The following is a 15,627-nucleotide window of genomic DNA, read 5'->3' as shown; positions in this document are numbered from 1 at the left end:
TAACTGGTTACTCTGCTGTCCGTGTAGAGGTCATACCGACACTCAACCAACTTTGCATACCACCACGATACCACTTCATCTTTTTCGGTGGGTAGCCTAACTCTAAAAGAGCTTCTATCATTTGTGGTGACTGTCTGCACCAAACACCATTACAAAAGAATAGGATAGTCTTAGCTTTTGAGAAATCATAAGGAGCTTTATCACCTTTAACCCCAAAACGTTTGAATGCTTCTTTCTTCTCTTCAATCCACTTGTCTCGTTCGGTAAAGTAGATAAAAGGTATATTGATCGCCGAAGGTATGGTCAAACTATTAAACCATTGTGTCTTTCTGCTGTCTACGAACAGCATCTCCTTGTCATCCTGCATCTCTTCAAGAAACTCCAATACTTCAAGCTCTCCAAAAGTTTCAATATCTTTATGCATCTTCATCGGAGAGAGTTTTCCAGCAGCAGTAATAAATGTTTTTTTACAATATTCTGCCACATCTCTACTGGCATACGAGCCATCCCAATACTCTCTTGCATTAAAAGGTATCTTACGGCATCTTAAGTCAGAATCTCTAGCGATTGTTGTTTTTTTAACTGTTCCATCTTCTGCAGTGTAGCTGATATCAATACTATGTGCATGTATCATAGCTCTATTTTGTTCTGCAAACGTAAAAGTAAATAAAGATAAAACCACTAACATATTTTTGAGCATATTCTTTCCTTTTGAATTATAAACATATTTGTTGAATGAGTTTATCCTTCGACAGCTAAAGGCTCTTCCAAATAAACCCCAAGCTCTTTTGCCTCTTCCATAATCAGTTCACTCACCTTTAACTTTGACTCTATCACTACATCTGCAAGCTTCGATTTAATATGAACTTCTAACGGACGTTTTCCAGGGTATTTGTCAACCAGACACATCAGTTCTTCGACGATCTTTGCATCAGGCATGAGGTTTAGCGAGAGAATCAGCGGAGGTTGTACAGGTTCTTCGACATGTTTGACCTCTTTTTCTACTTTAACCTTGGTCTTTTTCGCATCTTTCATACTTGAAATCTTCAATATATTCATACGTGTAAAATCACCGTCTTTGGTGATCTTCACTTTAAACGCAATCGGTTTGCTGAGATCAAAATCCTCTTCGAGTTCTTTCAGACGGTTCTCAAAGAGCATCAGTTCAATGTTACCGTGCAGGTCCATGATATTGGCGATACCGAACTTGTTCCCTTTTTTACTTATCTTCTCTGTGATCTCTTCAATTTTACCGATGAACATTGCCTGTGATCCATCAGCCAGATCATCTATCTCCGAACTGAGTGTATAGTTGATCTCATCGAGTGTTTCACGATACTTATCAAGTGGATGGCCTGAGACATAGAAACCTAGCGACTCTTTTTCCATCTCCAGGATTTCCATGGGTTCAAATTCACCCATATGGGAAAGGTCCAGTGTCACCGCGGTCATCTCTTCGCCTTCACCAAAAAGAGAGCCTACAGCTTGTTTTTTCGCATCTCCTGCTTTTTTTGCAGCCTCAATGATCTCTTCGATCTGTGAAAGCATCGCTTTACGGCTGTATCCAAAACTGTCTAATGCCCCTGCCTTGATCAGCGATTCAATGACCTTTTTGTTCACTTTACTCGAATCAATACGTGAAACAAAGTCAGAAAAGTCTTTGAACTCCCCATTTTCCCGTGCTTTAAGCATACTCTTGATGGCAATATCTCCTGCACCTTTAATGGCACCCATACCGAACATAACGACCTCATCACCATCCACCTTACGTGCTTCAAATACAAGCCCGGATTTATTGATATCCGGTGGAAGAAGCTGAATACCCATACGTTTGAGTTCATCTACATATTTAACGACTTTGTCTGTATTGTTCTTTTCCAGTGTAAGGATAGCCGCCATGAACTCCGTAGGATAGTAATGCTTCAAGTAAGAAGTATAAAATGTGATCATCGCATACGCAGCCGAGTGGGATTTGTTGAAACCGTAGCCTGCAAATTTTACGATAAGATCGAAAAGATCTGCTGCTTTTTCTCTGTCAAAACCTTTCTGAGCAGCACCATCAGCAAACTGTCCTTTGAGTTTATCCATCTCCTCTTTGATCTTTTTACCCATCGCCCTACGTACCAGGTCCGCACCACCAAGACTAAACCCACCAATGGTCTGCACGATCTGCATAACCTGCTCCTGGTATACGATCACCCCATAGGTCGGTTTGAGGATAGGCTCAAGTTCAGGGAAAGCATACGTGATCTCTGCCCGACCGTGCTTACGCTCGACAAAGTCATCAAGCATTCCTGACTCCATCGGTCCGGGACGGTAAAGTGCGAGCATCGCAATCACATCCTCAAATCCATTCGGCTTCAATTTTTTGGCCAGGTCCTGCATACCAGCTGATTCTATCTGGAAGAGCCCTAGGGTCTCGCCGGTACTGATATAATCATAGACCTCTTTGTCTTCAATATTCTCTTCGACAAAGTTGATACGCTTGCCATGTCTCTTCTCTACGAGCTTCAGTGCCTCTTCTATGACCGTAAGTGTTTTCAGCCCCAAAAAGTCAAACTTGATGAGATCCACATCTTCTACATATTTTCCACTGTACTGTGTTGCAAGTGTATCAAGACCTGTAGGTTTAAATAGAGGTGTTTTCTGCCAAAGCGGTTCATTGGAGATCACCACACCTGCGGCATGTGTTCCTGCATTACGGTTCAGACCTTCAAGTGCGAGTGCATACTCCCAGGTACGTTTTGCCTGAGGATCACTCTCTAAGAGCTCTTTGATCTTAGGCTCTTTTTCATAAGAGTTTTTCAGATCTATCCCCAGCTCGTCCGGGATAAGCTTGGCCATGGCATCTGCCTTGGAGTAAGGCATATCAAGAACACGCGCAACATCACGGATCACCCCTTTGGCAAGCAGTTTACCAAAAGTGATAATCTGCGCCACATTGACCCGTCCGTATTTTTCAACCACATAGTCAAGTATCTCCTGACGGCGCGCCTGACAGAAATCCATATCGATATCCGGCATGGAGATACGCTCAGGATTCAAGAAACGCTCAAAGAGCAGGCCGTACGGCATAGGGTCGATATCTGTGATCTTTAGCGAATAGGCGACAAGTGAACCTGCAGCTGACCCACGTCCAGGCCCTACCGGTATACCCATCTGCTTAGCCGCGTCCACGAAATCCCAAACGATCAGCATATAGCCCGGGAACTTCATATTGTTGATGATATCGATCTCCACCTGCAGTCTATCTCTATACTCTTGGTGCTTCTCTTCAGGCACGATCTCCAAACGTTTTTCAAGTCCTCTGCGTGACTCTTCTATGAAAAGCACTTTGTCATTCTCTAAAGAGTACTCTTTATCCGGTTCAGGAAGATCTAGACCAATGGCTGCTGCACGTTCCCTTGCAAATTTGAAGTTAGGCGGTGTAGGGTCACCCAGTTTGATCTCCAGGTTACATTTATCCGCGATCTCCTGGGTACTTTCAATAGCTTCAGGGATATCTGCAAAAAGTTCCGCCATCTGCTCTGGTGATTTCACATAGAACTCATGGACCGAATGGCGTAGACGGTTGGGATCATCATAGAGTTTGTTCATGGCAATACACATAAATGCTTCATGGGCATCGGCATCTTTCTGTTCTGTATAATGTGTATCATTGGTCGCTACGATCTTGATACCCGTCTCTTGCGAGAGTTGTATGATCTGCTTATCGATTCGGTGCTGATCACCAATTCCGTGACGCATCAACTCAAGGTAAAAATCATCACCAAAGACTTCTTTATATTTCAAGGCCACTTTTTTTGCCTCATCATACCCTTTGGCACCGAACTTCACATTTCTCTTTGAAAGGTTCATATGCCAGTTGACTTCCCCTTGCAGACAGGCAGAAGAGCAGATAAGCCCTTCACTGTTCTCTTTAAGAAGGTCCCAGTTGATACGGGGGTAGTAGTAAAACCCGTCGATATAAGCACGTGAACTCAGGTACATCAGGTTTTTATACCCCACTTCATTCTTGGCATAGAGACAGAGGTGAAAACGCTGTCGTATAGATTTATCTCCCAGGTCCGGCTGGTTGTGTACGTACGCTTCCATCCCGATGATCGGTTTGATCCCCTCATTACGCATGGTATTGTAAAAGTCAATGGTACCGAACATATTACCATGGTCCGTCATAGCCACAGAGGTCATCCCCTGCTCTTTGATCTTTTTGGCAAGAGCCTTGATCTTATTTGCGCCATCAAGCAGCGAATATTCGGTATGTAAATGAAGATGGGTAAATTGAGGTTTGGCTTTTGGTTCTTCTGACATGGATAACCTTTGAAAATATTGAGTCCAATATAGCAAAGGTTAGGTAAAAATAGATTGAAATAAAGTAGAAAAAAGGACTGACGGGTAATTTCTTAACAGTAACTCAAAAGCATACCATCTTTTACAGGCTGCATGCTCTCTTTCCCTACCAGACGTTCTACGATGGCAAGCCCGAAACAGACCGCTGTTCCAGGACCCTGTGAAGTCATGACATTCCCATCGGTCACCACTTTCATATCCTCTCTGTATCCAGGATGGTCTATATCCTCTTTAGCACCTGGGTAACACGTATACTCATTACCTAGAACACCGGCTTTTTTAAGTGCAAAAGGTGCAGCACACATGGCACCGACCACTTTTGTCGCTTTGAACTCTTGCAGGAGTTCTATCACCCTTGCATTTTCGGCCAAGGCATGTGTACCGCCCCAACCACCTGGAAGCACCATCATATCAAAATCATCACTGATGACATTTTTGATAGAAGTATCAGCCTGCAGTGTGATGCCGTTTGCTCCCAAGACCAAGTCATCCTGGAACTCATCTTCCAGATATGCTACACGCACCTCTATTCCCCCACGGCGCATCACATCTATGAGAGCCACTGCTTCAAGTTCCTCAAAACCTTTTGCTATCGGTAATAATACACTTGCCATATTTCATCCTTTTCTTAGCGCTATGCATTCTAAAAGAACACTGTTATGACACGATTATAACACACTTACCTATGAGTAAACCATAATGACAAGTCCGATACGAACCAGTAACAAATATAACTTATAGTTTCAAGTTAAAATAGTTATTAGTTAATGATATTATATTTGTAAAAATTATAATTAATCTTTAATTTTAAGATATTTATAAAATAATTACTGCTAGTATTTATAAATAATTTATAAAAAAGGTTACACATATGAAAAAAATCATCGTCACAACAGTAGCATTCGCAGCGTTATTAACAAATGTACAAGCAGACTTTAGCTTTGGAGAGATGTTCGAAGATATGAAACAAGCTGCACTTACACTCACTAAAGATTCTCAAGAGACGTCCGTGAAAGCTTCTGCTGAGGCTAAAACAAGTGAAGATTCTGCAGCTAAACACAGCTAAGTATCATTGCTATAGAAAATAGTCATTGATTTCAGATAGAGTGGGAAATATTACTTTCTAATCTTTACTTTGAAACAGTGACTATTGGCAACATGTAACTCTTCATCAAAAAATATCCTTCTCTCTATCTTCTACTATGATTCCAGAACTCTCTAAAGTAGATTAAAAAAACCAGTACTGGTTTAAGACCGAACTATATACTTCATAGTACACATATATAACTACCATACAAAATATAATGATAAGTGATTTTTAAAAGTATTGAAGAAGAGTAAAGATAAATGAGTGCAACCATCCAAAAGAGATACCTTTGGATGGTGACCCAGTGTCAGGGTAGCTTTTCAGGCTAAGGCCTGAAAAGTATCTATTTGGCTTTCTCCAAATATTTACCCTCAACCGTATCGACTTTGATCATTTCACCTTCAAGTACATGGAAAGGTACTTGTACGACAGCACCACTTTCCAGTGTAGCAGGTTTTTTTCCACCTTGTGAATCACCTTTGAAGTTAGGTGGTGTTTCCACTATTTTAAGAACAACGGTTTGCGGTATCTCAACAGAGATCGCTTGACCCCCATGAAACAGGACTTCCGCTTCCATACCGTCTATCATAAAATCAAACGTATCTTTACCTACTTGTTCATGTGTAAGACCGATCTGTTCAAATGTTGTCGTATCCATAAACTGTAAAAACTCTCCATCATCATAAAGATATTGCATCGTTTTTTGTTCAAGTTCAGGTACATCAAATTTATCCCCTGCATGTACTGTCTTCTCGATGGTTTTACCTGTAGCAAGGTTTTTGATCTTCATACGTACAAATGCTGCACCTTTACCTGGTTTCACATGTTGAAAATCTGTTACCTTATACGGGTTTCCTGTAATTTCAAGTCTTGTGCCTTTTTTGATATCGCCCATTCCGACTGTAGCCATTGTAGCTCCTTAAAAATAATGCATGATTATAGCAAATGCTTGGTAAAATATTGTAATAGCACCCTGAACAGGTGCCAAAAGAAGGTCACTTGGTAATAGAAATATTACGATGTTCTTCAGAATACTCCACTGGTTCAAAATCCATCGCTTTTGCATTATCCATCAGTACGGGAATAAAAAGAAGTGAAACAAATACCGCTGCAACCGTACCTGAAATAAGCGAAACACCAAGCCCACCAAAGACCGGATCCCCTGCAAGCAGTGCAGAACCCAAAATAATAGCAACCGCGGTCAAAGCAATGGGTTTTGCCCTGGTCGCTGCTGCAATCGCGATCGCTCTACGTTTTTTAATACCCTCCATCTCCATCAAAGACTTCGCAAAATCTATAAGAAGCAGTGAATTTCTCGAACTTATCCCTATCAAGGCGATAAACCCGATCAGGGAGGTCGCTGTCAGAAAAAAGGTCTCAGCAGTGAACCAGTTTGCCACCCAGTGCCCTACGATCACCCCTATAAGAGAGAGGAATGAACCCAACAGGACCATACCGCTGATGGCAAAACTCTTATAGTAAATGACCAGTAACAAGAAGATCAATATCAAAGCAGCGATAAATGCAGCACCTAGATCCCTGAAAGTATCGAGGGTCACTTTCATTTCACCATCCCAGGAGATGAGGAATTTTTCATGTGTTTTTTTATCTTCCAAAGTAAAATCAAACATATGGGTTGATAATCCTGCGGTAGTGATCAAATACTCTTTTTCAAACTTTTCAAGCATCATACTGCGAGCCTCCATAAGAGGATAGACCTGTGAAACCATATCAGTTTCAGCGATCACATTGACCATACGGGAAAGATTTTTATGCATGATCATAGGATTTGACATCACTTTACGAATCGTAACCACTTCACTCAGTGGGACCATCATCCCCTGCTTATTCATTAAGTTCAATGAAGAGAGTTTACTTTGCAAGGCGTCTTCATTTGAGACAGGTAATTTTTTACTGCTATTGTCCAATACCAAAAATATAGGTATCTGGTCGGGTGAATTTTGAGAATTCTTGTGTGCAATGACCATCCCCTCAAAAGCAAGATAGATGATATTGTTCACCTGGTCCACACCCAACCCGCTTCTTGCAACTTTATCTTTATCAGGTATGAGTTCATATTTTTCATATCGCTCATCTGCCATCAGGTCAATATCGACCAGCCCTTCTGTTTTTGATAGGACATCTGCAACATCCGCAGCGAGATCTCTTATTTTTTGCAGATCATCACCATGCACTTCAACCACGATGGATGCCATAGTCGGAGGTCCGGACGGCTGCTCTATAAATTTAATGTTCGTACCTTTGGTTAAAGAGGAACATCCTGCCTGGATCTTAGGTCTTAAGCGTTGCACCATAAGAAATGAGGGTTCTTTACGATTGTGCTTGTCCGTAAGGTTCACCGCTATTTCTGAAACATTTTCAGTTCGTTTCATACTTGCACCTTTGACCAGACCTGCATAATCAAGCGGAATACCCTGTCCCAGGAAAAGCTCTATATTCATCACTTCATCTTCTTGTTTGATAAAATCGATCACACAGTCACTTACAGCTTTTGTCTGTTGTATCGATGAACCTGTAGGTGTGTCTATATAGACAGAGAATGTATTATCACTTTTCCCCGGTAACATTTTTGCCAGTACCAATTTGGTTGGGAACATTAAAAGCGCCAGGAAAAATGCTGCTGCAGTTAAAACGATCACCAGTTTTTTCTTTGACCTGTTGTCCAAAATATCATAAATAAAACTTTCAAGTTTTTTCATTCTTTCGATCCTTCATCATCATCTCTTATATGATGCTTTCCGTGCTCCGGTTTTTTCAATAGCTTTAAACTCAAATAAGGCGTAAAGATATAGGCTACGAACAGAGACGCGATCAATGCCACCGGTACATTGTAGGGGATAGGTTTCATAAAGGATCCCATCATTCCACCGACAAATGCCATAGGGACCATAGTTAAGATGATCGCCAGTGTTGCTATATTTGTCGGTGCACCGATCTCATCCGTTGCTTCAACCAGCAATGCATCCATCTCTTTGCTTTCAACCCCGTGGCTGTGTAGATGTCTGTGGATATTTTCGATCACGATAATGGCAGCATCTACAAGCAATCCCAGTGATAATAAGAGTGCGAAGAGTGTGATCCTGTTCATGGTTTGACCTGTCATCCATGCAGTAAAGAGTGTCACGGCCAAAATGGCAGGTACCGTAAATGTCACAATGATCGACTCTCTCCAACCTAAAGCAAAGACCAGCATTAGAGCAATGATCACGATAGTAATGATCAAGTGATGCATCAGTTCATTGACCGCCTCATTTGCACGTACACCATAGTTTCTTGTGATCAGATACCCGATACCCAACTTTTCAAATTCAGATTCATATCCTTTGAGAATATCAAGTACATCTTCAGCAACGAACACTGCGTTGGTCCCGGCAAGTTTTGCCACGGTGAGTGTGATTTGATTTTTCTCTTCGCTCAAACCTGCTTTCCCCTTTGATGAAACGCGGTTTTCACTCTGTTCATGAGTGATATCCTCTCTTAATAATATCTTTGCTGTTTGAAAGTTTTGTCTATCAACGCCCTCGCTTACTTCCGCAACATCTTTGAGGTATATAGGTGATCCCATATACTGTGCTACGATCACATTCCCCACATCGTCGACACTCTCAATGGCATTTTTGACACCAAAGACCACTAGGTGGTTCTCTTTGGTTCTACCCTTTACATCAGGCACAGAGACAGCCAAAGATTGTACTGCTTTCATGATCTGTCCCAAAGAGAGGTGATAGGCTGAGAGTTTTCCCATATCAACCTCGATATTATATTGTGCTTTTCTCTCACCTTTGAGCAGTGTTTTGGCCACATTGTCGACAGCATTGATCTTTTGCTGGACCTTTCTGACCACTTTAAAGAGTTCGACTTCGTCTATAGTACTTTTTGTTTTCGGATAGAATGCCACCGTAACGATCGGGATATCGATATCAATATCAAAAGGTTTGACACTGGGCTGCATGACACCCTTAGGCATCAGGTCCATATTTTGCATTACTTTATCATAGAGCTTTAAATTGGAATCTTCCCTGTCCTCACCAATATAGTACATGACATTCACAATACCTACATTCTCCATGGCCATGCCATAGATATGTTCAATCCCATGTATTTCACGCAGTTTACGCTCTAAGGGATTTACGATGATATTCTCTACCTCTTGAGGTGTAGCACCCGGCATTGCAACAATCACAGCTCCTCCAGATATAGCAATTTGCGGATCCTCTTCTCTGGGCATTGTAGTAAGTGCTATATATCCGATAAGAAGTAACATGGCACCCAGAACGATCGTTAAGGGATTACGTAAAAAACCTTTTGCAAGTCTTCCTGCTATATTGACTATTTGATACGCTTGTGTCTGTTCCATTATTGCCTACTTGATCATGATTTTGGCATACATACCAGGATAAACAGAAGAGCTCTCCTCACGATCAAATTTCATTTTGATCTTAAATTTATGGGTCATAGGGTTTGAACTAGGGATGATCGAGCTTATTTCACCTACCGTGCTAAAACCGATAGAGGGTATCTCTATGTCAACCTTTTTACCTAAATTGATATATTTTAACTGTGTTTCGCTCAGTTCTGCCACAATGCTCAACTTGCTCAGGTCTGTTAACGTGACTGCAGGCATACCGGGAATGGCCATTTCACCTTCATTGAGACGCTTATCGACAATGACGCCGTCATTGGGCGCATGTATCTTCAAATAATTGTACTGATTCAAGACTTCATCTTTTTTTGCCAATGCCTGTTTCACCTGTTGTTCGGCAATGGAAACCATGTCTTTAAGATTTTTGGCAGATAGTTGCAGCATTTCAAACTCATACTTGGAAACCATTTTCTTCTCATAGAGTCTTTCATGCCTTGCAAGATTGGTCAGCACATTATTGTATTGGTTTTCATTCATCTGTAGAGAGAGTCTTGCTTGGGAGATAGCAAGTTCCACCTGTCTCTCTGCGGACTCTATCTCTTTTGAATCAATCTCATACAGCAGTTGTCCTTTCTTTACAATGTCACCTTCGGATACGGCCATATGTTTCACATACCCCATATAACGGCTGGTCAGTATCTTTTGGTTATCAGAAATAACAGAACCGCTTAATTCGATCTCTATAGCATGCACAGACGTGACCATCAATGCCAAAACGATTAGCCTCATAAAGTAATTCATACATCTCCTCCTCTATTTAAAATGCTATGAAGTTCAAATATCTTTGTATTACGTTCATTCTTTAGGGTAAGCAGCCTAAGTAAGACTTCCAGCTCTTTGGATTGCTTCATGAGTACATCTGAAATAGAAACGATACCCTCTTGATATCTTGAACGGTAATTTTCATAGACTTTTTCTGCAAAACGTAACTGTTTCTGGTAACTCTTTACATCTGCATTTCTACTCAATATCTCCGTTTCAAGCTTTTTTACTTTCAGCGCAATTCCGGATTTTGCCAGTGAAACTTCATTTTGCACTTTAAGATGATTCACTTTTGCTTTTTCAAGATTTGCTGCATCTATACCGCCATTGAATATATTCCACTTCAACTGGATCCCGACGGTATAAGCGTCTTTGTCCCTAAATTCATTCCACATTTCATCATCTGCACTGCCATACTCCCCAAAGGCACCAACCGTAGGCAAATAGTTCGATTTTTCGACGTTTACTGCCATTTCACTGATATGCAATCCCAAGAGTGCTTTTTGAATATCTATATTATGTTTTTCCACTTCTAACCTGTCAACCTCAGGTATCGGTGCCATATCGTTGACCTTTTTGATAGAGCTGACTTCTGTGTTCAATAAAAATGAAAGGAATTGGTAAGCCAGGTCTTTATTGAGTTTGGCTTGGTTGTACATACTCTCTGCTTCTGCCTTGCGGGCCTGAACTTCAAGCAGATCAACAGCTTGTGCATACCCCTCTTCGCCCATACTTTTGACGATCGTTTCCAAACGACTGATGTTTTTTATGATCTTGGAAAGATTGACAATATAGTTCTCTACCAACGAGATATCATAGAATGCTTTTTTGGTCTGAAATATCTTTTCATTAATGAGTTTTTGTGTATCCCATTGGCTCATACGATGCATAGCATCCGTGATACGTCCGTACTCTGAAAGTTTTCCACCTGTATAGAGTGGCAGCATATAGGAGATCTTTGACTGATAGTGATTTCTTGCTTCCGGGTAATTTAATGCTTTCGGTGGCGGTGTGAACGGGTCTGCACCGGAATTATAATTTTCAAAGAACTCTTGTGCACCAAAATCACCAAAAGTCGCTTCTCTGCTTTGTAATTTAAATCCAAATACATTCCCCGCATCATTCGAACGCATCCCCGAAACTGTTAGATCCAATTTCCCGTAATGATTTCCTTTGGCAGCAGCAGTTTCATACGCTTTCATCTGTTCATTGAAATGGGAAATTTTTAATTCCAGGTTTCTGTTTTTCAGCATAGAAATAGCCTGATCAATGTCCAGATTTTCCAAGCCGGCAAATAAGGGCCATGCAAAAAGAAAAATGAGATATTTTTTCATAAAAGAGACTCCATGTATCCAAGATTATCTTATATTATAACTAAAGTAGCACTTGTTTGCCACAATCAAAAATAAAATAACTTGTTATTATAACATATATAACTTTGTACAATAGATACTATATCATATTCACCATGAAGACAATACATTGAGGAGTAAAACAGTGGGGAATAGTGTACCTATAAATAAAAAAAGGAGAAAAAAGAGACTAAGTGGAGGGCCCACTTAGTGTTTAAAGTGTTGCGTGAGCAACACTGATACATGCTTCCAATGAAGCAAGTTGTTCGAGAAGTTCTTTCTTGACTTGACCGTCCACACGTACAACAGCCAGTGCTTGTTTCTTGCTGTCACGCCCCAGTCTAAAGTCAGATATGTTCAGACCATTCTCTGCCATGATCCTACCTACATCACCGATCACACCCGGAGTATCTGTATTTCTAAAGAAGATCATGGTACCTTTTGGATCAACATCCAGGATATAATCATCGATCTCGATAATACGTTGTTCCGTATCATCAAACACCGTACCTGCGATAGATATGGTCCCTGCAGCCGTTGTCAACTTGACACCGACTTTATTGGTAAATCCGCTGTTATTCGGCTTCACTTCTTTTGTGATCTCTATATCGCGTTCTTCTGCAACGAATTCGGCATTGACATAATTGATCTGATCACCTAAAGACTCTGTAAGCACACCTACCGTTGCAAATGTTCCCATAGATTCCAAATGTTCAGCCACAGGACCCGCCGCACTTACCTTGATAGACTTCACAGCACTTTTTGTGATCTGTGCAGAAAGGTGACCTATCTTTTGTATCAGTTCAAGGTATGGTCTTACAAAATCAGGCAGTTCATGTTCTTTGATCGGCAGATTGAGTGCATTCGGATATGAGATACCTTTTGCAGCTGCGATCGCATTTTCAGCTGCCTGGATCGCAATATTTTTTTGTGATTCTTTTGTGTTCGCACCAAGGTGAGGTGTTACAGTCACATTATCAAGATCAAGAAGTGGATGATCGGTTGCAGGTTCTTTGTTAAACACATCGATACCTGCCATAGCGATCTTACCGGAAGTAAGCCCCTCTAAAAGTGCATCCTCGTCATAAAGACCACCTCTTGCACAGTTGATAAGCACCACACCGTCTTTCATCTTCGCTATTTCATCTTTACCTATCATACCGATCGTTTCAGAGTTTTTAGGTGTATGGATTGTAATAATGTCACATGCCAAAATATCTTCAAAGTTCTTTGTGTATCCGATATCAAGATCTGTTGCTTTGCTTGAGTCAATGTATGGATCATATGCGACGATATCCATTTCAAATGCTTTCGCTCTTTTCCCTACACGTGAACCGATATTTCCAAAACCGATGATACCCAGTTTTTTATCTTTCAATTCCGTACCATACCAATCTTGTCTTCTCCATACGCGATCGAGCTTAAGATTGTTATGTGCATACGGAAATTGTCTTACACATGAAAGCATATGTGTCATTGTAAGTTCAACTGCTGCGATAGTATTTGCCGTAGGTACGTTCATTACAACAATACCCTGTTTACTAGATCCAGGGATATCTACATTATCCACACCAACACCTGCACGTACAACTGCTGTCACTTTTTTAGCTTGTGCCAAAAATGCATCATCTACATCTGTAGAAGAACGCGTGATAGCAACATCTGCCAAAGGGATAAACTCAGCAAGAAGCTTATCTTTAGGCTCATCTGCTGCATTTATAAATTCTATTTCACTATCGTTAGCAAGAATATCCAATCCATCCTGGTGGATATGGTCACAAACAACAATCGTCTTTTTTGACATCTTATAACCTTTATTTTTTGTGAAATTTAAGTACCATAAAGTACGTGAGGATACGACTAATCGTATGAACCACCTACTGCAGGCAACTCAATATTAAGGATCAAATCTAAGAAGATGTGTCAATTACACATCCCCTTATTTTGATAAGTTAAACTTTATTTTAGAATTATTTTTTAAATTTATCGCCAAATGCATCACCAAGAGTCATGCTATCATCTTGTTCTAGATTAAGCTGCTCCATTGCATCTCTCTCTTCTTGGCGCTCAAGTCTTTTTACAGATACTCTGATTCTATCATTATTAGGATCGATAAAGCTGATCACACCTTTGATCTCCTGACCTTTTTCGATCTCGTCAAATTTAAGCGGATGAAGATCTTCTGTTCTAATAAGTGCATCAATGTTGTCTTCAAGTGAAATGAACACACCGAAATCTTTTTTATCTTTTACAGTTCCTGTTACGATAGATCCGTTTTTATGTGTTTGAGCAAATGCTTTTACCGGTGAATCTTCCAGCGCTTTTTTACTCAATGAGATCTTACCTGCATCTCTGTCAATTTTAATGATCTTCACTTCAACTTCGTCACCGACTTTAAGTTCTGATTTTGCATTCTTTGACTTATCCCAAGAGATCTCTTGATTGTGAAGAAGACCTTCTACTGTACCCACTTTTACAAATGCACCAAAATCAGTGATCGATGTTACAGTACCAGTCACTACGTCACCTACTTTGTTTTCAGCCGTAAATGCATCCATTGGTTTTGGAAGAAGATTTTTAAGGCTCACTCTTAATCTTCTACCCTCTTTATCGATCTCGATCACTTCAACATTGATCTCTGAATTAAGTTCAAGGTAATCTTTCGGATGTTTAACATTTTTATCCCAAGAGATCTCAGATACATGAAGGAATGCTTCAAGATCTTCACCAAGATCAACAAATACACCATAAGGTTCAATGTTAGAAACTGTAGCAGTTACAGTATCACCCACACCGATAATAGAATCAATATCAGCCCAAGGATCAGGATTTGCATCTTTAATTGAAAGTGAAAGATGTCTTTTCTTTTTGTCATAATCTAAAGCGATCACATTCACTTGATCACCTTCAGAGAAATATTTAGATGGGTTCACTGGACCTTTATGAGAGATCTGTGAATAGTGAACAAGACCGTCAATACCACCAACATCTACAAACATACCGTAAGAAGTGATTTTCTTGATCGTACCTACTACCGGCTCTTTTTTCTCAAGAAGTTCCGCAACGATCTCATCTGTTTTTGCTTTGTCACGTTCAATAAGCTCTTTTCTAGAAACAACGACTGAACCTTTGTCTTTATCTACTTTAACGATAACCGCTTTTACTTTTTTACCTGTTGGATCCACTTTTGAAGAGAGGTAAGAGAGTGTACGTGGCATGAAGAATTCTAGACCATCACAGTCAACAACATAACCACCTTTGTTTGTCTTTGTTATTACACCTTCGATGATATACTCTTGGTCTTCATCATACTCAGCGATAAATTCATTGAGTGCTGCTCTGCTTAATGCCGCTTTATGAGAGATACGACCTCTTCCCAAATTCACAACATCGATTGTATCACCCACGTTAAACGCAAGGTTACCCTCTTCATCTCTTAGTTCATCAAGTGAAAGTGTTGCATCTCTGCCACCACCAATGTCGACGACTGATATATTATCTTTTTCATCTATCTTAACAACTGTACCTGTAACTAAATCACTTTTTGACTCTGACTTCTTAAACGATTCCTCGAGCATCGCCTCAAAATCTACATCTTCTATTTCGATATCTTCGAACTTCATACCTATCCT

11 protein-coding genes are annotated in these 15,627 nt (G+C 40.5%); 1 reads left to right on the top strand and 10 read right to left on the bottom strand.

The window, feature by feature from the left end:
* Nucleotides 1-7: 7 nt before the first annotated feature.
* The 3 genes from MN086_RS02590 to MN086_RS02580 form a co-directional block, all read right to left on the bottom strand.
* Nucleotides 8-700, bottom strand: coding sequence for a rhodanese-like domain-containing protein (locus tag MN086_RS02590; RefSeq protein ID WP_248576498.1), 693 nt, complete (start codon nt 698-700; stop codon nt 8-10).
* 41 nt (nt 701-741) lie between these two features.
* Complete coding sequence (dnaE, locus tag MN086_RS02585) at nt 742-4,311, bottom strand: DNA polymerase III subunit alpha (protein ID WP_248576497.1); 3,570 nt, start codon at nt 4,309-4,311, stop codon at nt 742-744.
* Between the two features lie 92 nt (nt 4,312-4,403).
* Nucleotides 4,404-4,964, bottom strand: coding sequence for a DJ-1 family glyoxalase III (locus MN086_RS02580; RefSeq protein ID WP_248576496.1), 561 nt, complete (start codon nt 4,962-4,964; stop codon nt 4,404-4,406).
* Between the two features lie 257 nt (nt 4,965-5,221).
* Between MN086_RS02580 and MN086_RS02575 the strand changes: the two genes are divergently transcribed.
* On the top strand, nt 5,222-5,416 hold the full coding sequence (locus tag MN086_RS02575) for a hypothetical protein (RefSeq protein ID WP_248576495.1): 195 nt from the start codon (nt 5,222-5,224) through the stop codon (nt 5,414-5,416).
* A 364-nt stretch (nt 5,417-5,780) separates the two neighbouring features.
* Here MN086_RS02575 and efp read toward each other — a convergent pair whose 3' ends face one another.
* From efp to MN086_RS02545, 7 genes are all read right to left on the bottom strand, one after another.
* Nucleotides 5,781-6,347 (bottom strand): elongation factor P, encoded by a 567-nt coding sequence (efp, locus tag MN086_RS02570; protein ID WP_008241702.1) that lies wholly within the window; start codon nt 6,345-6,347, stop codon nt 5,781-5,783.
* Between the two features lie 85 nt (nt 6,348-6,432).
* Nucleotides 6,433-8,157, bottom strand: coding sequence for an efflux RND transporter permease subunit (locus MN086_RS11005; RefSeq protein WP_256465861.1), 1,725 nt, complete (start codon nt 8,155-8,157; stop codon nt 6,433-6,435).
* Complete coding sequence (locus tag MN086_RS11000; RefSeq protein WP_256465860.1) at nt 8,154-9,815, bottom strand: efflux RND transporter permease subunit; 1,662 nt, start codon at nt 9,813-9,815, stop codon at nt 8,154-8,156. Before MN086_RS11000 ends, MN086_RS11005 begins: the two co-directional genes overlap by 4 nt.
* 6 nt (nt 9,816-9,821) lie before the next feature.
* Nucleotides 9,822-10,622 carry an efflux RND transporter periplasmic adaptor subunit gene (locus tag MN086_RS02560; protein ID WP_248576494.1) on the bottom strand — a complete coding sequence of 267 codons (801 nt, stop codon included), beginning with the start codon at nt 10,620-10,622 and terminating at the stop codon, nt 9,822-9,824.
* The gene (locus MN086_RS02555; RefSeq protein ID WP_248576493.1) at nt 10,619-11,977 is read right to left on the bottom strand and encodes a TolC family protein; all 1,359 of its coding nucleotides are present in this window, start codon (nt 11,975-11,977) and stop codon (nt 10,619-10,621) included. Before MN086_RS02555 ends, MN086_RS02560 begins: the two co-directional genes overlap by 4 nt.
* A 232-nt stretch (nt 11,978-12,209) precedes the next feature.
* Nucleotides 12,210-13,799 carry a phosphoglycerate dehydrogenase gene (gene serA, locus MN086_RS02550; RefSeq protein WP_248576492.1) on the bottom strand — a complete coding sequence of 530 codons (1,590 nt, stop codon included), beginning with the start codon at nt 13,797-13,799 and terminating at the stop codon, nt 12,210-12,212.
* Between the two features lie 166 nt (nt 13,800-13,965).
* On the bottom strand, nt 13,966-15,618 hold the full coding sequence (locus MN086_RS02545) for a 30S ribosomal protein S1 (RefSeq protein ID WP_248576491.1): 1,653 nt from the start codon (nt 15,616-15,618) through the stop codon (nt 13,966-13,968).
* Nucleotides 15,619-15,627: the final 9 nt, after the last annotated feature.

Source organism: Sulfurovum sp. XGS-02 (assembly GCF_023213175.1).
GTDB lineage: Bacteria > Campylobacterota > Campylobacteria > Campylobacterales > Sulfurovaceae > Sulfurovum.
The sequence above is the reverse complement of the archived record's forward strand: the minus strand, read 5'-3'. Positions and strand labels throughout refer to the sequence as shown.

What these genes read in the sequence shown, in the direction of transcription:
- serA (WP_248576492.1), bottom strand. Translation starts at nt 13,799, where the DNA reads ATGTCAAAAAAGACGATTGTTGTTTGTGACCATATCCACCAGGATGGA.
- MN086_RS02590 (WP_248576498.1), bottom strand. Translation starts at nt 700, where the DNA reads ATGCTCAAAAATATGTTAGTGGTTTTATCTTTATTTACTTTTACGTTT.
- efp (WP_008241702.1), bottom strand. Translation starts at nt 6,347, where the DNA reads ATGGCTACAGTCGGAATGGGCGATATCAAAAAAGGCACAAGACTTGAA.
- dnaE (WP_248576497.1), bottom strand. Translation starts at nt 4,311, where the DNA reads ATGTCAGAAGAACCAAAAGCCAAACCTCAATTTACCCATCTTCATTTA.
- MN086_RS02545 (WP_248576491.1), bottom strand. Translation starts at nt 15,618, where the DNA reads ATGAAGTTCGAAGATATCGAAATAGAAGATGTAGATTTTGAGGCGATG.
- MN086_RS02575 (WP_248576495.1), top strand. Translation starts at nt 5,222, where the DNA reads ATGAAAAAAATCATCGTCACAACAGTAGCATTCGCAGCGTTATTAACA.
- MN086_RS02555 (WP_248576493.1), bottom strand. Translation starts at nt 11,977, where the DNA reads ATGAAAAAATATCTCATTTTTCTTTTTGCATGGCCCTTATTTGCCGGC.
- MN086_RS11000 (WP_256465860.1), bottom strand. Translation starts at nt 9,815, where the DNA reads ATGGAACAGACACAAGCGTATCAAATAGTCAATATAGCAGGAAGACTT.
- MN086_RS02580 (WP_248576496.1), bottom strand. Translation starts at nt 4,964, where the DNA reads ATGGCAAGTGTATTATTACCGATAGCAAAAGGTTTTGAGGAACTTGAA.
- MN086_RS11005 (WP_256465861.1), bottom strand. Translation starts at nt 8,157, where the DNA reads ATGAAAAAACTTGAAAGTTTTATTTATGATATTTTGGACAACAGGTCA.
- MN086_RS02560 (WP_248576494.1), bottom strand. Translation starts at nt 10,622, where the DNA reads ATGAATTACTTTATGAGGCTAATCGTTTTGGCATTGATGGTCACGTCT.